Genomic DNA, 22,012 nt, shown 5'->3' with positions numbered 1-22,012 from the left:
CTCTTTCCACCAAACGAGTGCCGAAACCTCTTCAAGGCTGCCGGATATGTTGCAGATTAAATGGACGAGGCTCTAGAAGCCGGTCACAATTGTCTTTCCAAAGTTGCCGAGAAGCTCTCAAAAACGGGACTTCTGCCCAAAACTGCAGGAAACTCTCCATCGGTCTCCATGTTCAATATTAGGCCACAGTCCTCAGATATCCGGAGGCAGGTGCGGCCCATGGCATCGTTGCCGCTCTTTTCGGCGGCCTCCTGTCCCATTTCTTCGCATCGCCGCGCCATAGCCAAGTCCGCTTCGAAGGCTTCCTCGGGAGCGTAGGCCATTTGAACCTCAGGACTAGTTGACGGAACGGGCATCCAACCGTCGTGCGTGGCTCGTTTAACAATGGCCGTTCCGTAAAGCATTGACGCACCGCTTAGCCTCCAGGCGTTATCGGCTTCGATTTTTCGCCCCGAATGCCAAAGCATGAATGCGCGCATCATTGACTGCTCAACCAATGCGATCAGTTCGGCAAGAAGCGCAGCCACGGCCTTCGAGGTCTTGTCATCGTAGGCAACCGGCTCATGCTTTTGAATCTCCGCCCCCAACCAGTTCCGATACTCCTCACGCGGCTCCGCGGCCCGGTCAATGAAGGGCTTTGTCTCCCCATCGGCCACATCAAGCTCGTCGATCAGCGAGGCCAGGTTCCGCTCCATTCGGAGCTCTGAGCTCAGTATCGAAGCAACATCATGCCCCGGCCAAACCTAGTGAGCCGGAAGAGATAACTGCGCTCGGTGCGAAACGAGGTGATCAATGATGAGCATAGCATTCTTGAAGTCGACGGCATCAATGGCCGTGATCCGCTCAAGGAGTTCGCCGCGTTGCCATTGCCGAAGGGCAAGCATGTGTATGAACTGCTGATGGACGGCCGTTAGCTCCGCTCGCAGCAAGCGAAGTAAGCTGTCCGTTTCCGTCTTTTCCATAGATAAAGAGTATAACGCGGTGACCCGGATGTGTCTGCTCCACGCAATCGTGGGCTTGGCTTGCCGCAGTCAAAGCGTCTCGAAGATCAGCCTAGTTTAGGCGGTGAGTTCGCATGGCGGCCTGATACCCCGGCCTAAGTGACACTTCACCTGTCAGCCGAGCCAGGGATGGTCGGGTCCTGAACAGATCATCCTTGTTGTCAGACCATTCCGTTAGCATCGTCAGATAGAGATCAAGCGCAGTATGGCCCGATTCGAGAAAAGTGCCGTCTCCCGAGATCACATCTTCCATCACGTCGAAGAAATCTGCGAGGTCCTCGGCCGCCTTTTGCTCAACTTGGGCTATGGCTTCTTCGTCAACAGCATACCGCTCGGGATGCCCCTTTCGGGCGACCGTCATGTATCCTGATGTTGCCATTACGTTCAGCCAGAAGAAGAAGACGGATCGATCCGCGGTGCCGAGCCGAGGGACAAGGTCCGTCTCTGGGGATCTCTCGCCAAGGACCACGACTATGGCGGCCGATTCCCCAATTGTTCCGCCGTCTGGAAGCGTCAATGCCGGCACTCGGGCAGCCGGGTTCAGTCGCCTGTATTCGGGCATCTTGTGTTCACCCGCCGCCATGTCGACATGCTGTAGCCTGTAGGGAGCATCCATCTCTTCCAGGATCGCCTGGACGACAATTGAGCCGGCCATGTATTCCCAGTGTAATGTATACATACCTGTTCCTCCATAATCTTTAGTTCGGCAGGCGAAAGCGAACAGCCATGGCGAGTTTTCCCAATGATTTAATGTTCTCCGGCTGAATGCACGGCAGATTTTCTTGATCATTAGTAAAGCTTTCTTTTAGTTTTGCCGGATGCGCCTGACCCATCTAAACGCTCTTCGTGCCCTTGAGGCATCTTTGCGTCACAAGAGCTTCACAGGCGCTGCCGAAGAACTCGGGGTAACTCCCGCAGCTGTTGGGCAGCGGGTCAGGTCGCTAGAAGAGTATCTCGGGCGGCCGCTCCTACAAAGGACGAGAACCGGCGTTATTCCGTCCGATTAGGCGGTGAGGGTAGAGGCGCTTCTACATAGCGGAATGTCGTCGTTGTCGTCTGTGCTGGAACAACTCAGACTTGCTCATAGCGCGGACAGGCTTTCAGTGACCTTACCTGCCTCTTTCGCCGAGCATTGGCTCGCACCTTTGATTTGGGAGTTTTATCGTCGTCACGAGGACATCGATCTGCGGCTGGATGCATCGAACCGTGATGTCGATCTACTGGCAGAAGGCTTTGACTTCGCAATCCGATTTGGGCGGGCGACGTCTCCGCCCTTACAGGAAGTGCATATGTTCGAGGGTGCGGTCCTTCCAGTCTGCTCCCCGGACTTCCTAAAGCGTCACGCGATTCACCAAGACCTGCGGTCGCTCGACGGTATTCCGCTGATCCATGTCGAGAACCGCACAAGCGACCCTGGCTGGGTTGGGTTCGACGGCTGGGGCGCTGCATTCGGCTTCGACCCAGCCGGTCTCCGATCCGGCGTCAGGTACTCAAGCTTCAGTTCCGGCCTGAAGTCGGCGATCGACAGCCAGGGGCTGGTCATTTCTGGTGTCGTCGAGGCTTACAATGCCATCCGCGCTGGGACGCTCGTCGCGCCATTTGTTCCGGCGCTGCACTGCAAGACAGAGTTTTCGTACCGGCTAATTTGGGTCGCCGATAGGCCTCCGACAAATCTCGGGACTGACTTCATCGAGTGGGTTTTGGAAAAGGCAGAGACCTACAAGCGGGATGTGTCGGACTTCTTGCGGATGACCTGATCGATGACCGCTATGTCCCGCTACTCGGACATCAATCGCGAACTGGTGAGGGTCTGCATACGGCGAAAGCAGCCGTTCGGGTCCGAAACCGCGTTTCGACGGCCGCACATGACCCTTTCGCACAGAATAGCGGTCATCTGATCGTTTCACTCAGATGTCTCAGAAGAGCCCAAGGCCGACGCTCTCCCGGCAATTGCGAGCTCCCAAGCAGCGAGCGCTAGATTCGAGGCCTTAGTGTTGATCGGCGCCAGGATCTTCTAATGTCGCGGCGTGCACTGCAATTGGCTAGAGACTTGCCCCGACCCAGCATGACTGTGTTACCGTTGAGACAGGGGAGAGACGGTTTTGCGAAAACTTGCTGGGTTTCTTGTGGCCGATGCTGTCGGCTACAGCTCGAGAATTGAGGAGAACGAGACCAAGGCTCTTGCAGCTCTCGCGCGGACACGGGCAATCATCGATGAAGTCTTAGAGACGCATCGTGGTACTGTCTTCTCCACTGCGGGTGACAGCGTTTTGGCCGAGTTCTCTTCTGCTCTGGAGGCCACGAAGGCCGCTCTGGATATCCAACGGCGTCTGGCAAAGGTGCAGGAGGAGACGTTCCAGCTTCGGATCGGCGTGCATTTCGGGGATGTCGCCCAGCAGGGCGGCACATTCCTTGGCGACGGGGTGAACATCGCGGCGCGGCTGGAGCCACTTGCCCCGGTTGGTGGCGTGCTGATCACCGGAGTTGTGGCGGATCAAATCGTCGGGAAAACCGACGAGGATTTTACGTCCATCGGCAAGCAGAGCGTGAAGAACATCGCGCGTCCGCTCGAGCTTTTTTGTTGGCCGCCCGAAGCTATGCGGATCTATCGACGTCAAAGGCTGATGCGCTATTGGCCGTCTGCGTTCGCTGCCGCCCTTCTGATTGCCGGCCTGTCCGGGATCCTTTTCCTTAACGGTTCGTCGGATGATGGCATGCCTACTGGTCCGAGAATTGCCGTACTCCCATTTGACGAGTCCGGAACGACAGACGAGGAGGCTTTCTTCGCGGACGGGCTGAGCCGGGACATCAACGCCTATCTTTCGAAGTTCTCCAATCTCTTCGTCCTCTCGCCGAATTCGACACGCCAGTTCGCCGACGCAGATTGTCCGAAGATCCGGAACGAACTCGGTGCGGATTTTATCCTTTCGGGGACGGTGCGGCGGGGCGGAGAAGACCTTCGCGTCACAACGATCTTCACGGATGCGCGCGACTGTAAGCAACTGAACGCCCCCGGTCCGTTCACCCGAGATCTGTCCGCCCATAGCGTCATTGATCTGCAGATAGAGATCGCGCGGAAGGTTGTGGCGGAGATCGGCTCTGCTGATGCGCCGATCTTCGATGCAAAGCTCGCCCAGGCGATCGAGGCGAAGTCCCCCGAGAACCTGAGCGCCTACGAATGCGTACTCCTATCGTACTGGTTCTACGAGAATTTCGATCCCGATCGGCATCGACGGGCGCGGGACTGTCTGATCGGAGCAGTGCAGACCGACCCCGGTTATTCGCTCGCCTGGTCACGTCTCGCCTTCTCATTCATTGAGTCGGAGAAGTACGCCATCGATCGCTCGGATACTTGGGCTGAAGACAGCCTGGAGGCGGCGCAACGGGCCATAGATCTCGATGCCGCCAATCCTGATGCCTACTACGCCCTCGCAATTCGCAGCCAGATGGTGGGTGATCCTGCTTCAGTATTCGCGAATTATGCCCGGAAAGCGATAGAGCTTAATCCCAACGATTCTTTCGTTCTCGCTGATCTCGGCACTTGGATGGCCTATGCTGGACAGTGGGAAACTGGTAAGGACTGGGTGACAAGGGCGAAAGCCCTTAATCCCAAGCATCAGAGCTGGTGGGATTTCATCTGGCAGCTCGACGCCTACCTGCAGGGCGATTACGCGTCTTCCATAGAATATGCTCAATCCGTCAACCTACCGGGCAATTACATGGTGCAGGCCGCCCTAACCGCTGCCTACGCGATGAATGGCGATGGGGAGAAGGCCGAACAAACACTTCAAAAGGTTCTGGAACTAAAGCCAGACTATGCAGAAGACCCCGAGCAACCCTTCCGTGCGAGGGGTATGCAGCCGGAATTAATCGAGAAGCTGATCGAAGGTCTCGAGCGTGCGGGGCTCCAGGGCGGAGATTAGTTTTCTGCTCTAGCTTCAGGTCAAGTCTAATGGCTCGGCACATGTTCGCTTGGTCCCGCTTCTCGGTCATCTAGCCGCCGCGTAGCGAACGACCGCTTTCGGGAAACCGAGCTGCGCTGCAGCAATGAGCCCCCTGTTGGAAAGCGTTCCGGAGGATCACCCATGCCGCATGTGCATCGGTCCGGTTCGTCCGCATTCCGGTCATAGAGCCTCGTTCTGCGAAGGGGCGCTTCTGCCGAAAGCGGACCTTCGCATCCGGAGCAGCGGGTCGGCGACTGCCTATGGCCGTTTACCCGGATACCGGACATTCGGCGAAAATCCGTCAATGACCGATGTGCGGACGGAGCCGCCTGATGCTGATGCAGAGGAATTAGCCACCGCGTGGCGGCCGCATCGCTGAGCTGGTCGCGGCACGGCGGCGAATATTCCGCAAAGCGGCCGTTCATCACCGTCAAGCTAGCTAAAACCCAAACCGGCCGTTCGCTGCGAGCGGGATCAACGTCTCACAAGCGGACGAAGTAGACTTTAAGAATAATAGGAGTGTTGAGTAATCTACAGACAAGAAAGAGATTTCTCATTTACCTGAGATTTTGGGTAAGCTTAGTTAACAGGAGAATTGGCATCTGCAAGAGAGCTACTTACGGGAGTAAAGACACTGTCGGAGCTTGTATTTTTTTCTTGTGCGTCAATCACGCCAGTCTTGTTTTGGTTTGGAAGTCGCGGTTTCACATTGAAGTCAGTCGGTCGAACTTGGATTGTCGCAATCAGCTTTCCGTTTTTGTGGGCGCCAATTTTTGCCATTCTCATGGAGATTTTTAATTTAACAAGTTTAACGGTCGAAATTGGCGAGCGTTTGGTATGTATCACCAATGATGAATTTCAGGGCGGGTTATCGATTGATTGGGGCTGCATTAGGGCCGCTCGCCGCTTGACGAGTATAATCGAACAGACGATTATCTTTGCTCCCATGTTTGGAATAATATGGTTACTACCCCGATCACCCTTGGTTCGTGTGCTTCATATGGCCGCGATGTTGCCAGTCTTCTTGGTTGTAAGGTCGGTTTTGAGCGGTTTTGCACTTCTTTTTTCGGGCGAGCTCTAGCCGATTTTGTTGGACAAAGAGTTTCTTAGGTGCCGGGCGAATGGCTACTAAGGGCTCTGTGCTGTCGGTCGCGACGCCTTCGAGGTATGACCGGTCTTGGAAAGCGAACGGCTGGTTAAACCGTTCGCCCATTCTCAGATATCGATCTTTTCAGCGATGCTCAGCGCGTCTTCCAGTTCAACACCGAGGTATCGAACGGTGCTATCGACCTTCGAATGTCCAAGCAGCAGCTGTACGGCGCGCAGGTTTCCTGTCTTCCGATAGATCTGGGCTGCCTTCGTGCGCCTAAGGGAATGTGTGCCGTAGCCGCTCGGGTCGAGACCTATTGCTGACACCCAATCACGGACAAGCCGGGCATACTGGCGCGTCGACATGTGCGGCCGGCGATGAAGCCGGCTTGGGAAGAGATGGACGCATCCGCACATCTCGGGGCAGAAGATCCAGTGCTGGATCGAATCGCGCGTGTTTTCAGACACTTCGAACTGAACGGGCCGACCGGTCTTGCTCTGGATGACGGTGACACGCTCTCGGACACGTTCGCCAATAACGAGATCCGCAACCTTCAAGCGAACAAGGTCACAACCGCGCAGCTTGCTATCGATGGCCAAGTTGAACAGCGCCAGATCCCGGAGGTTGCCAGCGAGCTCAAGCCGGGCACGAATGGCCCAGACCTGCTTCGGGAGCAGCGGACGTTTCTGTCCGACTAGCCGACCCTTGTTCCATGGACCGCGCTTCGACGTGACTGTGGGTAGTTGGATCTTGGACATGAGCTTTCCTCAATCCAACCCTCCCGCACCAAGCGTCAACTTCGTGCCGACCGAACGATTCTAGCCCTTTGCCCGAATGTCTGGTTTCGAATCGCGGTCACAGCCGGCAATGCGGCAACGCCGCAAGGCGGCTCCGAGCCCGAAGCCGCCATTAATCTTCGTGAATGTTTCGCAAAATTTCAGGAAATCCTGGGCATTGCCAGATTAGGCCGCACGCAACGCGTTTTCGAGCGCAGGCAAAGCGACGATCAAACCGATCCGCGACGCTTCGTCGCGAAGATGTTTCAGCGCCGAGAGCACTTCTTCGCCGCTTGCACCCAAACCCCAATTCGTGAGGGCTCGTGCGCGCGATGAGTAGTAGTCTGACCAAGGCTGCACCTCTCCCGGTGGAAAGCCGGCAAGCGCGTCGGCGTATCTGATCACTTCGTCCCAATCACCTCGGTCGATCATGACCTCGAGCGCGTCGCGATAGAAGAAAAAATGGTTGTGACCTACGCATCCGCCTTCGATAACGGCATTCGCTTCGGCTATCGCCCGGTCGGCCTCGACAGGATCTTCCGTAATCCTTGCCAAATGGCCGAGCATTCTGGGACCACCGAAAGCAAGTCCCAGCTCCCTTGCCCCTGCGATTGCTGCTTTTACCGAGGCCAGTGCCTCTTCCTTCCGGCCCTGGCCATTCAGCCGAACACCCTGAAACGCCATGGCCTCTTGGCTGAAGCGCACGGATCCAAGCGCTTCTCCCAGCTCAAGAACTCGCTCCCCATGCTTTTCGGCTGCCTGCCAGTCGCCGAGTTCCGCGGCGGCGAAGAGGCACGCAGAACCCGCGTTGAGTTCAGCCCGTCTGTGCCCGACTCGTCGGGCCGCCGCGATTGTGTGTTCTCCCATCGACATCGCCTCTTGGAGTTCAAGCCGATAGATTTTTGTGTGACAGAGCTGCGCCGCGTTGGCGACCTCTGTCCAGCCATCACCGATCTGGCGACTAATCTCGATACAGCGCGCCAGCCGATCATGCGAGCTTTGCATCCGCCCGGCGACGTAAGCCGCGTCGCCGAGGCCACCCAATCCGCGCGCCTCACCACGAGCTGAGCCTATTTCATTCGCGTATTCGATACTCTTGCGATGACCGCTCTCGCAGCCGGCGATATCGCCCTTGGGGAACAAGAGATTGCCGCGTAGATGGTGCAGTCGCATCAGGGCGTCCGTCATTCCGTGGGCTTCGGCAATCGGCTGCGCTTCGTTGAGAAGCCCAAGTGCTTCGTCGATCTGCTCAATGATCCGCTTGCCTTCGGCAATCCCAAGGATCGCTAGGCAGCGCTCTATTTCGCTACCCTGCTTCGCGAAGGCTTCTTCATAGGCTTCGATTGAACGCTCGGGCTCGCCGAGCTCGCGAAGGATCTTTCCCAGGAGGACATTGAGAGCGAAAGAAGTCTCTCGCTCAGCCGCGAGTGCCACCCCCCGCTCGGCCAACCTCCGTGCGTGTTCCAAACGGAGCGCGCCCGCCTGGTCTTGCGCGGCGGCCCGGTAAGCATCGGCGGCGTCGGGATGCTCTGCGCGTTCCAAGTGCTCAGCCCGAAGCGGCAGATCGCTTTCTGCAAACCAATCGGCAGCAGCGAGATGGAGCTTGTTCCGCCGCGTTCGAAGAAGCGAGCCATAGACGCCGTCTCTGACAAGTGCATGGACAAACAGATAGTCAGTTTCTTGTTCCCTGACCAGTTGGTGCTTGACCAGTCTCTGACAATCGTATTCGCCATCGGCAATCAGGTGCTGAAGCGCGTCGAGCGAAAAGCGCTGACCTAGAACGGACGCTGCCTGAAGCGCGGACTTGTCGGCTTGCGGCAATCTGTCAAGCCGCGCTTGAACGATGCTTTGAACCGTTCCGGGCACTTTGACATCGCCTGCTTCCTCTGAGCTCCGAAGGAGTTGCTCGAGGAACAAGGGATTTCCTGCGGCGCGATCGATGCATGTTCTGGCAAATGTATCGGCAGCGCCAACGAACTGCTTAACCATCCCCATCGCGTCGTCGGCACTCAAGGGGCCAAGGTCCAGCGTCATAAGCGAAGTTCCTGCGACGCGCCCGCGCCAATCGGGGTCGATCGGGTCGCCCTCGATTCGCGATGTCATGAGGACAATAACCGGTAGATCCGCCACGCTGCGCCCAAGCTCAGCAATTTGGCGGAGCAGGAGCCTGTCGGCCCAGTGAAGGTCCTCGAAAACGACAACCAAGGGCCACCGAGCGCTCATAGCGCGGACCAGCGCCAAAAGCGCCTCGGTCTTGCCGACGTTGCGAGTCAGGTTGTCCATGGCGTCATAAAGCGCCCGGTTCTTGGCAGACTGCGGAAGGTCCAGAAGATCGTTGAGGTGCACTTCGTTCTCTGCTTCGACAGCTCCTTCCGCGATCACCCGACGCGCTGCCGCGCGCTTGTCGTCAACATCAGCATCTTCCGGCAGTTCGAGGAGGCCGCGCACCAGTGTCCTGATCGGGTCCTGCCCCTTACCGACGCCGAAGTCGAGGATCAGGGACCGGTGGCACGCAAAGCCCCGCTCGGCTGCAAGAATGCAGAACTCGTTCGTTGTGCGAGTTTTGCCGATCCCCGCGTCGCCCCTGATCTGCACTATTTGACCTTGCGAGCTGTCCTTGCATACCTCGAGTGCAATGCTGAATTGACGAAGCTCGGCAGTGCGTCCCACGAAAGAACGTTCAGCGGCCTCATCGGCATCGGCATTGGCATCGCGTCGCCCGACTGAATAGACGCGCACGGGGGCGGATAGACCCTTGACCGTAATCGACCCGATGTCTTTTGCCTTCAGCGGGCCGGTCACGGCGTGTCGTAACTGATCTGAGACGAAAACCTCGCCAGCCTTAGCCTTGTCGGTAAGCCGAGCCGCAAGGTTTACGGAGTCGCCAATTACGGTATAGTGAGCGTCCGGCCCAACGCCGCTTGCCACAACATCACCGCTTGCGACGCCGATATGTGCTTCGATCACCCGGCCGACGCGGTCGGAGATTCCAGGCATTGCTTCCTGTATTGCGACCGCTGCGCGCACTGCGCGTTCGGCGTCGTTGCCATGAGACACGGGCGCACCAAAAACGGCCATGACGCTATCGCCAACATGCTTATCGACGGTGCCGCCGAAGTCGCCGATGATGCCATCTGCTACCTCGAAGTATTCGGCCAATAGGGCGTGCAGCACTTCAGGGTCGATTGTCGAGGACAGCTTGGTGAACCCACAAAGATCGGAGAACAAGACGGTGACCTGTCGGCGTTCGCCTTCGAACTGCTTTGGGGCCTCATCGCACGCGGGGCTGGCAACCAATTCCGTTGCTTTCGAGTCTTTTCCGAGGGCCGCAATCGCGGTGAGCAGTTTTCGCCGGTGACCTACAGCCGTAACGCCGATTTCTTTCAGATCTTCAGCTGTGAGATCAGCCAGAACTTCGCCGTCTACCTGGTTGTCCGCAAATGCCGCCGCGTATTCCCCCAGACCGAGGCTTTCGAGCCAGGAGCCTACATCGATTTTCATACCATACCCCGTTAAGACTGCATCCGATGTTAAGCGGGATGTCGATGGGCGGTCCATGGAAATGGTTATTTGCGATAGTCAGCCGCATGGTCGCGCCCGCGCCGCCAACTTCCGTTTCCAATCGGTGCCGTATCCGCTTCTCGGACATCGAGCCTGCTCTGGGGAATGTTTGCTGCCGCCAGAAGCGGTCCTTCGTGATCGAACCGGCGGCTCGGCGACCGCAAGTGTCCGGTTAGCGCTGCAAAGTAGTCACCTGACTCAAATGCTCAGATGACCGGGAAGAGCCCGTTCCGGACATCAGCACCGATCCATGCTAGAGTCGCTTTGAGCGTGGTATTCATACATCTGGAAACCGTACTTTTCGGAGGACGGACGTATGATCATGCGTGTATTTCAGGTAGTCACCAGGCCCGGCAAGGAAGAGGAATTCGGGAGGTTCTTTCACGAGACAGCTATCCCATTGATGAAAGGGACGAAGGGGATCATTCAGGTGCTGCCGGGCGCCCCGCGACCAGACACCCCCGGTGAGTTCAGCTTTGTGATGGTCTGGGACAGCCTTGAGTCCCTGAAGGCATTCGTTGGGGAAGACTACCAAAGCCCTCACATTGATCCGGCGGAGGCCGAGCTTGTCGAGTCTCGCTCGATCAAACACTATGATCTCGTGGAATCCTGAAGCTGCCTCGGCGGCAGATTCCTCGCCAACTTCATGGCCGAAGATGTAACAAAGACCTCAATGAGACCTGCATCTCCTCCGGCCGCGTGCTGCTACAGCGAAAGCGCCTAACCCAGTTAACAATAATGAGAAAGCAGCTGGTACAGGGATGGGCGCAGGACCAGGGTCAGATCCGTTTGCAGCTACGCCGTATTGGATGTGATCGATTTCGATCCCGCCTGAAGAGTTTGAGATAAATAGGGAACCGATACCGCCCAGGTCAGATATTCCAAAGAAGCGATCGTCTCCCGTTGTCCCGCCAAACGTTCCATCGGGGATGCCAGTGAAAGTGTCTGTGAAAATTAGCGTGCTCGTTGCATCAAAGGCGCTGAAAGTTATGGTTCCGAAACCGTCAGTCCAGACCAAACCGGCAGCTGTGACCGCAGTGTCGAAGGTGAATGTGATACCTGTTGCGCCGGACCCTGAAAAGAACGATGAGCCCGCGAGACCACTGCCATCTATAGATCCATCGTCAGCATCGACGCTGTCAGTATTGCTGGCACTATAGGGCGCACCAGCACTGGCGGTAATTCCACCGTCTAGCGAAAGATCTTCAAACGTTTCAATGAATGTAGCCCCACCATCGTATAGACCGTCTGGAATGTCGGCCTCTGAGGTGTAAGGTGTTGGTCCAAAGAAAGTCGCTGCGCTTACGCTGCTCGCGAAAAGCGCTAGCCCGAGCGCCAATGAGACGCTTCCTTTGTTGATATAACCCATTGGATTTCCCCCCCAGAACCATATGAGTACGGCTGCACACACTACCGCCATTCAACACGGTATCACAAATCTTCTGAAATGTCACTTTCTGGACCCTTTCCCGTGGCAAGGCCGGATGCCTGTAGGGTTGGGTGTTGGCGAGTGAGAGTTGTGGTTTGGGCGGCAGCTTCGTCCGCGATCCGGACATCGGCTTCTCGATGTTCGCTGCGCCGACGACGAAGGACCGCTATTTATTCTGCGCCGCAACTGAGGCTTCAGTCGATTTCGTTGCTGCGTCCGCGAGTGTCAGGGCCAGGGCACTTCCGGTATGGGCTCTTCCCGGTCATCCGAGTCTTTTTGTCGGATGACTGCTTTTCCACGTTTAACGGCCATTGTTCCACTGGACTTGGTGCGCGAAGAGAGCGGTACTGTCTGTGTCGCGACGCACTTGGCGCTGTGTGCCGCCTTCTCCGCCCGGGCTTCGGGCTCTGCTCAGTAGCAGGATCAAATCCGACCTGTCTGAACAATATGGAGAAGGCCAGATGACACAGTCATCGAAACGCAAGACGAAGAGAGAACAACTCATTCAGATGCTGACCCGGAAATCCGGCGTCGACGTTGCCACGATCAGCGATAAGCTTGGCTGGCAGTCGCACACAACGCGAGCGGCACTGACAGGCCTGCGCAAGGCGGGATTCGAGATCTCCGCCGAGAAACCGGGGCAGGGGAACGCCCTGAGCTACCGCATCACGGCCCAACCGTCGGATGCCGCCTGATGGCGGACAATACGGACATAGCTGCGCGCTGGGCAGAACTCGGCCAGATGGATCGGGCAGCTCTGCGCGTGGCCTGGGCGGAGGCGTTTGGCGACGCCCCGCCGCACTTCCTGTCGATGATCTTCATGCGCAAGGCGCTGATCTGGCATGCCCAATGTCGGGCTTTTGGCGGTCTGACGACAGAGGTGAAGCGCGCCCTGAAATCCGTTGCCGGTGGCATGCAGGTCAGAGCTCCGGCGCCCGTTATCAAAACCGGCACGCAACTCGTTCGGGAATGGAACGGGCGGCGGTACCAGGTGGAGGTGCGGGACGATGGCTTCCTAATGAACGGCGACCACTACAAATCCCTGTCGGCCATCGCGCTCCAGATCACTGGCACCAGCTGGTCTGGACCGCGGTTCTTTGGCCTCAACGGCAGGGCAGGGACGGACGCATGAAGAAGATCCGCTGTGCCATCTACACCCGCAAGAGCTCAGAGGATGGATTGGAGCAAGAGTTCAACTCTCTCGATGCCCAGTACGAGGCCTGTGCCGCCTATATCGCCAGTCAGAAGGCGGAAGGCTGGGTGCTGCTGCCGGACAGGTACGACGATGGTGGACTCTCGGGCGGCAGCATGGAGCGCCCGGGTTTGCAGCGCCTGCTCGCTGACATCGATCGCGGTGCCGTGGATCAGATCCTTGTTTACAAGATCGACCGCCTCACGCGCTCGCTGGCGGACTTCGCCAAGATGGTCGAACGGCTGGATGCGGCGGGCACGTCGTTTATCTCGGTCACGCAATCGTTCAACACGGCCACAAGCATGGGGCGGCTGACACTGAACATGCTGCTGTCCTTCGCCCAGTTCGAGCGTGAGGTCACCGCGGAGCGCATCCGCGACAAGATCGCAGCCTCGAAGAAAAAGGGGCTCTGGATGGGTGCGACGGTGCCATTGGGCTACGCTGCTGATGGCCGGTCTCTGAAGATCGCCGAAACCGATGCCGAGGTGATCCGCACGATCTATGATCTCTATCTAAACCACCGGAACGCACGCGTCGTCAAAGAAGCGGTTGATGCCCTCGGCCTGAAGACGCCCATCAGAGAGCTTATCTCAGGCAGGGTGAAAGGCGGCGCGCCCTTCAGCTACGGTCACATCCACTACATCCTGACCAACCCGGTTTATGCCAGTCGCATCCGGCACCATGCAAAAGTTTATCCGGGCCAACACCCGCCGCTGATTGCTCCGAAGGTCTGGGACAGCATTCAGGATCAGCTTCAGGGGGATGCCGCCAAGGATCGAACCTTCACCAAGCGGAACCGCAAGGGCGCCAAAGTCTCTGCCTCGCCGCTGGCTGGCAAGATCGTCGACCAGACCGGCGATCGCCTGACGCCAAGTCACTCGAAAACCGCCAAAGGCCGCAAGCTCAGATACTATGTATCGCATCGGCTGGTGCGCGGAACGGCGCCACGCGATCCATCGGGGTGGCGGTTGCCGGCACCCGAGTTGGAAGACAAGGTGGCGGATCTGATCCGGGGTCATCTCAAAACGCCCGAAGTGCATGCAAGCATCCTTGTGGATGCAACGACAGATGAAACCGCCAGGATCGCAATCCGATTGTCCCGACTGACTGCGGTTGAGACTGCGGCAGACAAAGATGCGAAACGTCCCTGCTTCAAACTGGTAGAACGCATCGAAATCAAACCCGGCGAGATTGGCATTGCGCTCTCAGCCGAGCATCTTGCGCAGCACCTCGAAGTGGACGCCGCACGCATCAACGAAGACCTGCTTTCCTTCGCGGCCCAGTTCCGTCACCGCAAGCGTGGCGTCGAAACCAGGCTCATTATCGGCGACGCGCAGCCAGAGATCGATACAACTTTGCTACGCAATATCGCCCGTGCGCATCGCTACTTCGATCTGGTCCGGTCGGGAAAGACCTTCACCGAGATCGCCAAGGCGGAAGGCGTCTCGAAACGCCGGGTTCAGCAACTCATCGAACTGGCGTTCCTGGCACCGGACGTGATCAGAGCCGTCCGCGAAGGCCGGCAGCCGGTTGGTATGACGTCCGACCGGCTGAAGCGTTATGCCTTCTCGCCGATCTGGTCTGAGCAGCGCAACGCCTTCGCCGCATTGTAAGCCACTGCATCAAAATCAATTCTTACGTCTGCGGCGCTGATCGTCGCTGGCTTCGGCCTCCTGCAATGTGCCACTGGGCTATGACTGCACGAAGGGCGATTCTACCACCATCACATTTGCCCAAACTGCTACCGCGGAAATGGCGATTCCAGACTTTTTGGGGAAACGGCCAGAATATCGGAAATCGGCCGGTCTGGGGTGTTTTGTTACCTCAGAATAGACCCGAAACCACGGGCAGAAAGATAAAGAAATACATGATAGCAATGGCTTATAGGGTGCTGGCTGTGCAGCCAGTCTGGAGCTATCCGGTCTGACCTAATTTTCCCTGGTAACAGGGAAATTTACAGGGAAATTCGAAAAACTCGGTAGAAAAGTAGCCTTCGGCTCCGAGAATTCTGTGCCAAGTCAGAGAGTTCGGGTTTGAAGCGCCGTTACAGGAACAGGGAATAACAGGTAATTTCTCGGTCACCCCTCGAATTCGAGCCCGACACGCCGCGCTACCGAAACCAGGTCTTGCCTTGCAAACTCTTGGCGGCGGCCCGTGATCCATCTGGCAGTCTGCATTCGCCTGCGAAACTGCCGTTCAGCTCGGGCAATAGGTGTGCTCCGTATCGGCCGAACAGGCCCTTTAAAGCACACACGCTTGAACCAGGCGACTAGTCAAGCGCAGACGTTTAGTTCGGGCGCCAGGGTTGGCAAACGGATTGAAGGTCAATGTGTTATATCTTGATCTTCGAGTTTGGCTGCGCTAACCATTTCGCATATCGGCGCGCTTGGCCAGGCATTTAGCGTACCGACCAATAGCGACGGCTACCACAACTTCTGTCCTGGCGCAGCGACATCCTCGCGATCTCAAAATCTTGGAGACGAAAATGAACGAATGGAGGCCGTTGTGGTCACCAAGAAGGAGTCGCAGTCTGCCAAGTTTCCGCCTTCCAGGCGGAACGACCCGGTCCCGGTTATTGAAATCATCTATCGCAGAACCGATGAGCTGAAACGCAGCCCGCACCGGGTGCGGAAGGTCAAAAGGAAGCACGTCAGGCGGATCCAGGCCTCCATAGAGCGGTTTGGCTTCTCCCAGCCAATTCTGGTTCGTGGTGACGAGATCGTTGACGGGTGCACGCGCGCCGCCGCTGCCGAAAACATGGGTCTGGACGCAATCCCCTGTATCGACGTGTCTCATCTCTCGGATGACGACATTCGACTTCTCCGGATCACCATCAACAAGCTCCAGGAGCGGGGCGCATGGGACGAGCCCGCACTGAAGCTCGAACTGGCCCATCAGCTCGAATTCAATCAGGACATCTCGGTTGCAGGCTTCGAGGCCTGGGAGGTCGACGCCGTGCTTGAGATCGGGGCAGGGGAAGATCTAGCAGACGAAACCGACACCTCCTTTGATACTCCCGATTAAGATGCCCCTGCGATCACGCGCCCGGGCGATCTCTGGTGCCTTGGCGATCATCGCATCCTGTGTGGTAACGCCCGCTCCGAGGCCGATATTGCACGCCTCCTCGATGGTCAGCTTGTCGCACTGGTTTTCACCGACCCTCCCTACGGCGTCCCGATCAATGGCCATGTCTCCTCAAGCGGTCGCCATCCCGAGTTCCATGAGGGATCGGGTGAGATGTCGTCGAAGCAGATGGAGGATTTTCTTGCGATTACGATCGGCAACGCGGCATCCATCTTAGTTGTGGGCGGGCTCGTCTATATCTTCATGGACTGGCGCCACCTCGACGAACTCTCGGCCGCCCTCAAGCGCTGCGCGCTGGAACACATTCAGACCTGCGTCTGGGCCAAGGAGCATCCCGGAATGGGGTCGTTCTATCGTTCTCAGCACGAGCATGTCTACATCGCGAGAAAGCCCGGTGCGACCCATCGCAACAATATCGAGCTTGGTGCGCATGGCCGTAACCGGAGCAACCTCTGGCAATTCGCCGGCGCGACCGGGGGCAGGGCGGATGATGCAGACGATTTCACCGTCCATCCGACGGTCAAGCCAGTCAAGCTGATCGAGGAAGCCATTCTCGATGTCACTATGGCGGGCGAGACCGTGTTCGATCCGTTTCTGGGCAGCGGATCGACGCTTCTCGCCGCCGAACGCACGCAGCGCCGCTGCTTCGGTCTCGAAGTTTCCGCCGTCTACGTCGATCTGGCGATCCGCCGCTGGCAGGCGATGACCGGCAAGGCGGCTGTGCATGCGCAGACCGGCACACCCTTCGACAGGCTTCTTCAACAGGAAACTGAACCCGAACCCCCTATCGAGGAGGACTTCTGATGTCTGATGACGACCAAAACGACGGCGGAGGCTACGGCAAGCCGCCGAAGGAATACCAGTTCAAGCCTGGACAGAGCGGCAATCCGAATGGCCGCCCGAAGGGCAGCAAGAACACCCACCACATCCTTTCAAAGATCCTCGGCGAGAAGATCCCGATGACCGACGCAGGGAAGAAGATCGTCGTCACAAAGTTTGAGGCGGCGGTTCGCGTGCTGGTGAACAAGGCGTTCGAGGGGAGCCCTCAGTCTCTGAAATTGCTCTTCGAGGTAAAAAAAGACTTCGAGGCATCGAGCTCGGAACAGGTCGCAAACCCGTTCACCGATGCGGACTATGACGTTCTAATGGAGGAACTCGATTGGCTTGAAGAGGTCCGTGCGGCCCATAGCACGGAGGCGTCCGATGATCCCGAATGACGACGTCTACCGGATTCTTATCCATTCCCGGCTTCGAGCATTTCTCGGGCGCTCATTTCGCTCGCTGAACCCAGGCAAACAGCTTTCTGATGCGTATTACTTGCGCGGGCTTTGCCACGCGCTTGAGCGGGTTGAACGCGGCGAGATCCAGCGGCTAATTATCGAGGTCGCGCCGCGCCACCTCAAGTCAACAATTGCAAGCATTGTCTATCCTGCCTGGGTAATTGGTCGGGATCCAACAAAGCGGGTTGTGTGCGTCAGCTACAGCAACGATTTGGCGCAGTCGTTCAGCTACAAGTGCCGCAGCTTGATGCAGGAGCCGCTCTACAAGTCATGCTTCCCGGCCATGCAATTTGATCAAGGGAAAAACGCAGTAACCGAATTCCACACTCTTCAGAAGGGATTTCGGTTGGCGACGTCAATGCAGGGGGGAATCACCGGCAAAGGTGGGGATCTCGTTGTTATCGACGATCCCATGAAGGCGCAGGATACGTACTCAGAGGCAGCGCGAGATGCTGTTTTCGAGACATACCAAACTACCATCGCGACCCGCCTCGATGATCAAAAGACCGGAGCAATCGTTATTGTCGGCCAGCGCTTGCATGAAGACGATCTCCTTGGTCGTTTGAAGCAAAGCGGCACCTGGGAGGTATTGAGTTATCCTGCGCTCGCCATAGAAGAGCAGATCATCGATCTCGGCGATGACATGGTGTTTATTAGGCAGCCGAACGATCCTCTCGATCCGCGTCGTATCGGACGTGAGGAGCTGGAGAAAATTCGGGCAGAGATTGGCAATCTGGCCTTTGAGGCGGAGTACCAACAGCGTCCTGTTCTACCTGGCGGAAACCTCATTAAGCTGGAGTGGTTCAAGGCCATCGACCAGCCGCTGGAGAGAGCGCAATATGAGGCCGTAATTCAGAGCTGGGACACCGCAGCTGTTCCAGGCGAGTCGAATGACTACACGGTTTGTACGACTTGGGGCATAATTGGCCCCCACGTCGACTTGCTCGACGTCTTCCGTAAGCAGCTCTTGTATCCTGAAATCCTACAATCAGCGCTCGTGCTTCGAGAAAAATGGAAGCCAAACCTGATCGTTATCGAAAAGGCGGTGACCGGGCTGTCGCTCAAGCCAGATCTTAACAGAATAGGTGTCTTGGAAGCATTCTGGCTTCCGCCGGAAAAAGGCAAGGTGGAACGAATGATTGCCCAGTCAGCAAAGATCGAGGGAGGGCAAGTGCGTTTGCCAAAGGCCGCGCATTTTCTGGAGGCCTTTAAGGCTGAGGTCGCGGCATTTCCGAAGGGGAAGTACGACGATCAGGTCGACAGCATGTCTCAAGTCCTAAGGGCCTTGGATATCCGGCATCACACGATCCGACACTGCAGCAGATTTAAGGGGTAGCTTCATTCTCTCACGCCTGCGCGACTTTCTTGAGAAGACCCTGCAAGCGTGGGTAAGAAAGCAATGCGCAGCGCGGTCGGCCTGAGGCTGTCGTGACGGAACAACATCTCTCCTGCGGTGCTGCATTGAGAGAGATCGGTGCTGCCGACGGGTAGGAAACAGTACGCTAGCTATATAAACGGGGTGTGAACTCGCACTTTCCGTTCTGAAGGTGGGAGCGGGCGATGCTCCGCTTCCAGCGGATGCGAAGTTTGCAAACCCTCGCCGCTGTTCAGGCCTCGATCACCAAGCATTTCAACGCAGAACGCAATCTCACGTCCCGAGCCATACGTACCTCAGCGATTGACCGGCATTCAGTTGGTCGCAGGCGAGGCACTTGAGCCTGTATGGCCTGAGAATATGCGACTATATTTTCGCCCGCGCAGCATAAGGGAAAGTAACACTGCCCTAGGAGAGACAGGATTGCATTCGTCTGACACCAACCGTCGCGCCGTTGTGCGCGCCATCGGATCAGCCGAGAATGCCTCTCGCTGCAGTGTAGATCTCACGATGTCGCGCGTAGATCTCTTCGTAGCGGGCGACATTGGCGGGGATCGGTTCGACGGATCGGCCAGGACGGACCATGGCCGCGATGCCCTCGTCGATGGTTGCGAAGTGTCCCGCGCCGAAACCGGCGAGCACGGCCGAGCCCGTCGAAGGCGCGTCGGCAGAGGCCGGGATGCGAACCGGCAGGCCCGAGGTGTCGGCATGGATCTGCATCCAGAGGTCGGAGGCCGCGGCCCCACCGCCCACTGTCATCTCGGTGCTCGTGTAGCCCGCTCGCCCGAAGGCATCGAGGATGGCGCGGGTGCCGAAGCCGATCCCTTCCATGATCGCGCGGAAGATGTGGTGTTTCTCATGGGCGAGTGTGAGCCCGAGGATCGCGCCGCGCGACAGGGGATCGGTATAGGGCGTGCGGTTGCCCTGGAAGTGATCCTGCACCAGAAGCCCGTCGGAGCCGGGTTCGAGGGCGGCGGCCTTGGCGTTCAGTTCGTCAAAATCGAGCCCACCGGTGAGCCGCCCGAGCCAGTTGATGATCGAGCCGGTGGAGGTTTGCCCGCCTTCCACGATCCAGCGGCCTGGGTAGACGATATCGGCATAAGCGCCCCAGACGCCTGGGGCGGAAAGCGGCGCTTCCGTCACGCCGAACTGGAGGTGGGAGGAGCCGGTGATCAGCGCAAGCTGCCCCGGCTGGGCCACGCCAAGGCCGATCATCCCGATCAGCGCATCGGCGCCGCCTTGGACGACCCTGACCGATTGCGGCAGGCCCAGCGCGTCGGCGGCAGCGGCGGTGAGCGTGCCGATCACCTCGCCGGGGGCGAGAACTTCGGGGGGCCATTTGTCGAGCAGCGCGCCGAGGCCCAGGCTTTCGGCCAGCGTCACAGGCCAGCCGCCGTGATCGGCGCGATAGTGCCAGCGGAGCCCCGCGTTATCGAGGCTCGCCGCCCAGCGGCCGGTGAGCCGGTAGGTCAGGAAATCCTGATACTCGCAAATCCGGAAGGCGCGGTCGAACACCTCGGGCTCGTTGCGCTTGAGCCAGAGCGCCTTTGGCAGCATCCATTCCGCCGAGACGGGGCCTTCGCCTGCACCGTTCAGCATCAGCGCGGGGTCGCCCGTGGTGAGCATCGCGTCGGTCTCTGCATGGGCGCGGACATCCATCCAGATGAGCGCGGGGCGCAGAGCCTGGCCTGCTTCGTCGAGGGCGACGACCGTGCAGGAAGTGGTGGCGTAGGCGATGGCTTCGATCGCGGCGGGATCAATCCCTGCCGCCGCGATGGCCGCGCGGCTGGCGGTGACGAAGTTGGCCCACCAGTCTTCGGGGTTTTGTTCGGCCCGCGCGCCGGGGGAGAACTTCGTCTCGTAGGGTTCGGCATGGCTGGCGATGCAGTTGCCGGAAAGATCGTAAACCCGCGCCCGAAGGCTTTCGGTGCCGCCGTCGGCAGTGAGGAAGTAGGTCATCCATGTACCTCTGATTTGTTGGGGCCTGGTACCGGCTAAGGTGGTGCACAACGGGTGATGGCCGCGCGGCGGCGGGCAAAGTCTGGATTGCGCGCCCCTGCATCAGTCGAACCCCGAGAGAACGATCTTGCCCATCGCCGTCCCACTTTCGAGCCGAGTATGCGCGCGCCGGAGGTTTGCGGCGGTGATGGCGCCGAAATGTTCGGCTGCGGTGGAGCGGATGCGCCCGCCCTCCACCAATGCGGCAAGTTCGTTCAGGATCTCCCCCTGGCGCGACATGTCCGGGGTGGCGAAGCGGCTGCGGGTGAACATGAGCTCCCAATGCACCGAGGCCGATTTCGCCTTGAAGGCCTTTAGGTCGAAGCCCTGGGGATCGTCGATCAACCCGTAGCGCCCCTGGGGTGCGAGGATCTCCGCTGCCGCGGCGGCATGTGTGGCGGACTGCGTCGTCGAAAAGACGAAGGACGGGGCGCCGATGCCGAGGGCGGCGACCCCGGCGGCCAGCGGCGCGCTGTGATCGACCACGTGGTGGGCGCCCATGGCGAGCACCCAGTCGCGGGTCTGGGGGCGAGAGGCCGTTGCAATCACCTGAAGCCCCGTCAGCGCGCGGGCAAGCTGGATCGCGATAGAGCCGACGCCGCCGGAGCCGCCGATGATCAGGATTGCCTCGGCCCCGCCGGGCACCGCGCGTGCTACGTCGAGACGATCGAAGAGCATTTCGTGGGCGGTAAGCGCGGTGAGCGGCAGCGCCGCCGCATCGGCGGCGGCGAGGCCCGCGGGCGCGCGCCCGGCAAGGCGCTCATCGACGCAGGTGAATTCGGCGTTGCTGCCCGGCCGGTCAATCGCGCCGGCGAACCAGACCCTGTCGCCCGGTGCAAAGAGCCGTGCTTTCGCCCCGGTTTCCACCACCTCGCCCACGCCGTCCCAGCCGAGGACGCCGGGGGCGTCCGCTGGTGGCGGTTGTTTCTGGCGGATCTTGTAGTCGACCGGGTTGACCGACACCGCCTCGATCCGGACGAGCAGATCGCGCGCCCGGGGCGAAGGCTGGTCGATCGAGAAATCGATCAGCGCCTCTACATCATCGATCGGCAGGCATTTTGTGTAGCCCACGGCTTTCATGCAACTGTTCCTCCTCTGCCCGGGCCGGACCGCCTCCCCGCTGGGGGCGATCCGAAGTCGGTGCAAGGGCGCGTGCAGGCGCCCCGGCGCGCCGGTGTCAGCCCGTATGATGCACCTCGGCGAGTTTGTAGACGGGGGTGTCGATCCCTTCCATCCGCGCCTTCAACTGGAGCGACAGGAACTGCGAGTAATGGCGGGACTG

The 22,012-nt window shown here is 58.7% G+C and carries 21 protein-coding genes; 12 read left to right on the top strand and 9 right to left on the bottom strand.

Going from position 1 to position 22,012, the window contains the following annotated elements; genetic code table 11:
• Positions 1 to 83 precede the first annotated feature (83 nt).
• Entirely contained in the window at positions 84 to 695 is a 612-nt protein-coding gene (locus RXV90_RS24950; RefSeq protein ID WP_316652997.1) for a hypothetical protein, read from the bottom strand.
• 90 nt (positions 696 to 785) lie between these two features.
• Here RXV90_RS24950 and RXV90_RS24945 point away from each other — a divergent pair, with 90 nt between their 5' ends.
• Positions 786 to 914, top strand: coding sequence for a hypothetical protein (locus tag RXV90_RS24945; RefSeq protein ID WP_316652995.1), 129 nt, complete (start codon positions 786 to 788; stop codon positions 912 to 914).
• A gap of 139 nt (positions 915 to 1,053) precedes the next feature.
• On the opposite strand, the gene RXV90_RS24940 is transcribed toward RXV90_RS24945, so the two are convergent.
• Positions 1,054 to 1,791, bottom strand: coding sequence for a glutathione S-transferase family protein (locus tag RXV90_RS24940; protein WP_316652993.1), 738 nt, complete (start codon positions 1,789 to 1,791; stop codon positions 1,054 to 1,056).
• Positions 1,792 to 1,819: 28 nt separating this feature from the next.
• Here RXV90_RS24940 and RXV90_RS25915 point away from each other — a divergent pair, with 28 nt between their 5' ends.
• The 3 genes from RXV90_RS25915 to RXV90_RS24930 all read left to right on the top strand — a co-directional run bounded on the left by RXV90_RS25915 (position 1,820) and on the right by RXV90_RS24930 (position 4,924).
• Positions 1,820 to 2,008: a LysR family transcriptional regulator gene (locus RXV90_RS25915; RefSeq protein ID WP_410482400.1), complete on the top strand. Its 189-nt coding sequence runs from the start codon at positions 1,820 to 1,822 to the stop codon at positions 2,006 to 2,008.
• A gap of 33 nt (positions 2,009 to 2,041) precedes the next feature.
• Positions 2,042 to 2,758, top strand: a complete 717-nt coding sequence (locus RXV90_RS24935) for a LysR substrate-binding domain-containing protein (protein ID WP_316652991.1) — start codon at positions 2,042 to 2,044, stop codon at positions 2,756 to 2,758.
• 369 nt (positions 2,759 to 3,127) lie between these two features.
• On the top strand, positions 3,128 to 4,924 hold the full coding sequence (locus RXV90_RS24930) for an adenylate/guanylate cyclase domain-containing protein (RefSeq protein ID WP_316652989.1): 1,797 nt from the start codon (positions 3,128 to 3,130) through the stop codon (positions 4,922 to 4,924).
• 600 nt (positions 4,925 to 5,524) lie between these two features.
• On the opposite strand, the gene RXV90_RS24925 is transcribed toward RXV90_RS24930, so the two are convergent.
• The 4 genes from RXV90_RS24925 to RXV90_RS24910 form a co-directional block, all read right to left on the bottom strand.
• A complete protein-coding gene (locus RXV90_RS24925) occupies positions 5,525 to 5,791 on the bottom strand; it encodes a hypothetical protein (RefSeq protein ID WP_316652987.1) in 267 nt (88 codons plus the stop codon).
• 130 nt (positions 5,792 to 5,921) lie between these two features.
• On the bottom strand, positions 5,922 to 6,158 hold the full coding sequence (locus tag RXV90_RS24920; protein ID WP_316652985.1) for a hypothetical protein: 237 nt from the start codon (positions 6,156 to 6,158) through the stop codon (positions 5,922 to 5,924).
• 2 nt (positions 6,159 to 6,160) lie between these two features.
• The gene (locus RXV90_RS24915) at positions 6,161 to 6,793 is read right to left on the bottom strand and encodes a tyrosine-type recombinase/integrase (protein ID WP_316652982.1); all 633 of its coding nucleotides are present in this window, start codon (positions 6,791 to 6,793) and stop codon (positions 6,161 to 6,163) included.
• Between the two features lie 204 nt (positions 6,794 to 6,997).
• A complete protein-coding gene (locus RXV90_RS24910; RefSeq protein ID WP_316652981.1) occupies positions 6,998 to 10,312 on the bottom strand; it encodes an adenylate/guanylate cyclase domain-containing protein in 3,315 nt (1,104 codons plus the stop codon).
• Positions 10,313 to 10,688: 376 nt separating this feature from the next.
• Here RXV90_RS24910 and RXV90_RS24905 point away from each other — a divergent pair, with 376 nt between their 5' ends.
• The gene (locus RXV90_RS24905) at positions 10,689 to 10,985 is read left to right on the top strand and encodes an antibiotic biosynthesis monooxygenase family protein (protein ID WP_316652979.1); all 297 of its coding nucleotides are present in this window, start codon (positions 10,689 to 10,691) and stop codon (positions 10,983 to 10,985) included.
• Between the two features lie 57 nt (positions 10,986 to 11,042).
• On the opposite strand, the gene RXV90_RS24900 is transcribed toward RXV90_RS24905, so the two are convergent.
• The gene (locus tag RXV90_RS24900) at positions 11,043 to 11,741 is read right to left on the bottom strand and encodes a VPLPA-CTERM sorting domain-containing protein (RefSeq protein ID WP_316652977.1); all 699 of its coding nucleotides are present in this window, start codon (positions 11,739 to 11,741) and stop codon (positions 11,043 to 11,045) included.
• 521 nt (positions 11,742 to 12,262) lie between these two features.
• On the opposite strand from RXV90_RS24900, the gene RXV90_RS24895 reads away from it, so the two are divergent.
• The 7 genes from RXV90_RS24895 to terL all read left to right on the top strand — a co-directional run bounded on the left by RXV90_RS24895 (position 12,263) and on the right by terL (position 18,693).
• Complete coding sequence (locus RXV90_RS24895; RefSeq protein ID WP_316652975.1) at positions 12,263 to 12,496, top strand: DUF3489 domain-containing protein; 234 nt, start codon at positions 12,263 to 12,265, stop codon at positions 12,494 to 12,496.
• The gene (locus RXV90_RS24890; RefSeq protein WP_316652973.1) at positions 12,496 to 12,933 is read left to right on the top strand and encodes a DUF2924 domain-containing protein; all 438 of its coding nucleotides are present in this window, start codon (positions 12,496 to 12,498) and stop codon (positions 12,931 to 12,933) included. The genes RXV90_RS24895 and RXV90_RS24890 overlap by 1 nt, the downstream gene beginning before the upstream one ends.
• Complete coding sequence (locus RXV90_RS24885; RefSeq protein ID WP_316652971.1) at positions 12,930 to 14,606, top strand: recombinase family protein; 1,677 nt, start codon at positions 12,930 to 12,932, stop codon at positions 14,604 to 14,606. The genes RXV90_RS24890 and RXV90_RS24885 overlap by 4 nt, the downstream gene beginning before the upstream one ends.
• A gap of 739 nt (positions 14,607 to 15,345) precedes the next feature.
• Complete coding sequence (locus tag RXV90_RS24880) at positions 15,346 to 16,017, top strand: ParB N-terminal domain-containing protein (RefSeq protein WP_316652968.1); 672 nt, start codon at positions 15,346 to 15,348, stop codon at positions 16,015 to 16,017.
• A gap of 12 nt (positions 16,018 to 16,029) precedes the next feature.
• Positions 16,030 to 16,881: a DNA-methyltransferase gene (locus RXV90_RS24875; RefSeq protein WP_316652999.1), complete on the top strand. Its 852-nt coding sequence runs from the start codon at positions 16,030 to 16,032 to the stop codon at positions 16,879 to 16,881.
• Positions 16,881 to 17,294 (top strand): DUF5681 domain-containing protein, encoded by a 414-nt coding sequence (locus RXV90_RS24870; RefSeq protein ID WP_316652966.1) that lies wholly within the window; start codon positions 16,881 to 16,883, stop codon positions 17,292 to 17,294. Before RXV90_RS24875 ends, RXV90_RS24870 begins: the two co-directional genes overlap by 1 nt.
• Positions 17,281 to 18,693 (top strand): phage terminase large subunit, encoded by a 1,413-nt coding sequence (gene terL, locus RXV90_RS24865; RefSeq protein WP_316652964.1) that lies wholly within the window; start codon positions 17,281 to 17,283, stop codon positions 18,691 to 18,693. Before RXV90_RS24870 ends, terL begins: the two co-directional genes overlap by 14 nt.
• Before the next feature lie 510 nt (positions 18,694 to 19,203).
• On the opposite strand, the gene RXV90_RS24860 is transcribed toward terL, so the two are convergent.
• Together RXV90_RS24860 and RXV90_RS24855 are read right to left on the bottom strand one after the other, a co-directional pair.
• A complete protein-coding gene (locus tag RXV90_RS24860; protein ID WP_316652962.1) occupies positions 19,204 to 20,691 on the bottom strand; it encodes an FGGY-family carbohydrate kinase in 1,488 nt (495 codons plus the stop codon).
• Between the two features lie 102 nt (positions 20,692 to 20,793).
• Positions 20,794 to 21,810 (bottom strand): zinc-binding alcohol dehydrogenase family protein, encoded by a 1,017-nt coding sequence (locus RXV90_RS24855; protein WP_316652960.1) that lies wholly within the window; start codon positions 21,808 to 21,810, stop codon positions 20,794 to 20,796.
• Positions 21,811 to 22,012 lie beyond the last annotated feature (202 nt).

This window comes from Ovoidimarina sediminis, assembly GCF_032586175.1.
In the GTDB taxonomy this organism is placed as follows: Bacteria; Pseudomonadota; Alphaproteobacteria; order Rhodobacterales; family Rhodobacteraceae; genus Ovoidimarina; species Ovoidimarina sediminis.
This window is presented reverse-complemented; position numbering and strand designations above follow the sequence as displayed.

What these genes read in the sequence shown, in the direction of transcription:
- RXV90_RS24950 (WP_316652997.1), bottom strand. Translation starts at nt 695, where the DNA reads ATGGAGCGGAACCTGGCCTCGCTGATCGACGAGCTTGATGTGGCCGAT.
- RXV90_RS24940 (WP_316652993.1), bottom strand. Translation starts at nt 1,791, where the DNA reads ATGATCAAGAAAATCTGCCGTGCATTCAGCCGGAGAACATTAAATCAT.
- RXV90_RS25915 (WP_410482400.1), top strand. Translation starts at nt 1,820, where the DNA reads ATGCGCCTGACCCATCTAAACGCTCTTCGTGCCCTTGAGGCATCTTTG.
- RXV90_RS24935 (WP_316652991.1), top strand. Translation starts at nt 2,042, where the DNA reads ATGTCGTCGTTGTCGTCTGTGCTGGAACAACTCAGACTTGCTCATAGC.
- RXV90_RS24920 (WP_316652985.1), bottom strand. Translation starts at nt 6,158, where the DNA reads ATGGGCGAACGGTTTAACCAGCCGTTCGCTTTCCAAGACCGGTCATAC.
- RXV90_RS24915 (WP_316652982.1), bottom strand. Translation starts at nt 6,793, where the DNA reads ATGTCCAAGATCCAACTACCCACAGTCACGTCGAAGCGCGGTCCATGG.
- RXV90_RS24910 (WP_316652981.1), bottom strand. Translation starts at nt 10,312, where the DNA reads ATGAAAATCGATGTAGGCTCCTGGCTCGAAAGCCTCGGTCTGGGGGAA.
- RXV90_RS24905 (WP_316652979.1), top strand. Translation starts at nt 10,689, where the DNA reads ATGATCATGCGTGTATTTCAGGTAGTCACCAGGCCCGGCAAGGAAGAG.
- RXV90_RS24900 (WP_316652977.1), bottom strand. Translation starts at nt 11,741, where the DNA reads ATGGGTTATATCAACAAAGGAAGCGTCTCATTGGCGCTCGGGCTAGCG.
- RXV90_RS24895 (WP_316652975.1), top strand. Translation starts at nt 12,263, where the DNA reads ATGACACAGTCATCGAAACGCAAGACGAAGAGAGAACAACTCATTCAG.
- RXV90_RS24890 (WP_316652973.1), top strand. Translation starts at nt 12,496, where the DNA reads ATGGCGGACAATACGGACATAGCTGCGCGCTGGGCAGAACTCGGCCAG.
- RXV90_RS24885 (WP_316652971.1), top strand. Translation starts at nt 12,930, where the DNA reads ATGAAGAAGATCCGCTGTGCCATCTACACCCGCAAGAGCTCAGAGGAT.
- RXV90_RS24870 (WP_316652966.1), top strand. Translation starts at nt 16,881, where the DNA reads ATGTCTGATGACGACCAAAACGACGGCGGAGGCTACGGCAAGCCGCCG.
- terL (WP_316652964.1), top strand. Translation starts at nt 17,281, where the DNA reads ATGATCCCGAATGACGACGTCTACCGGATTCTTATCCATTCCCGGCTT.
- RXV90_RS24860 (WP_316652962.1), bottom strand. Translation starts at nt 20,691, where the DNA reads ATGACCTACTTCCTCACTGCCGACGGCGGCACCGAAAGCCTTCGGGCG.
- RXV90_RS24855 (WP_316652960.1), bottom strand. Translation starts at nt 21,810, where the DNA reads ATGAAAGCCGTGGGCTACACAAAATGCCTGCCGATCGATGATGTAGAG.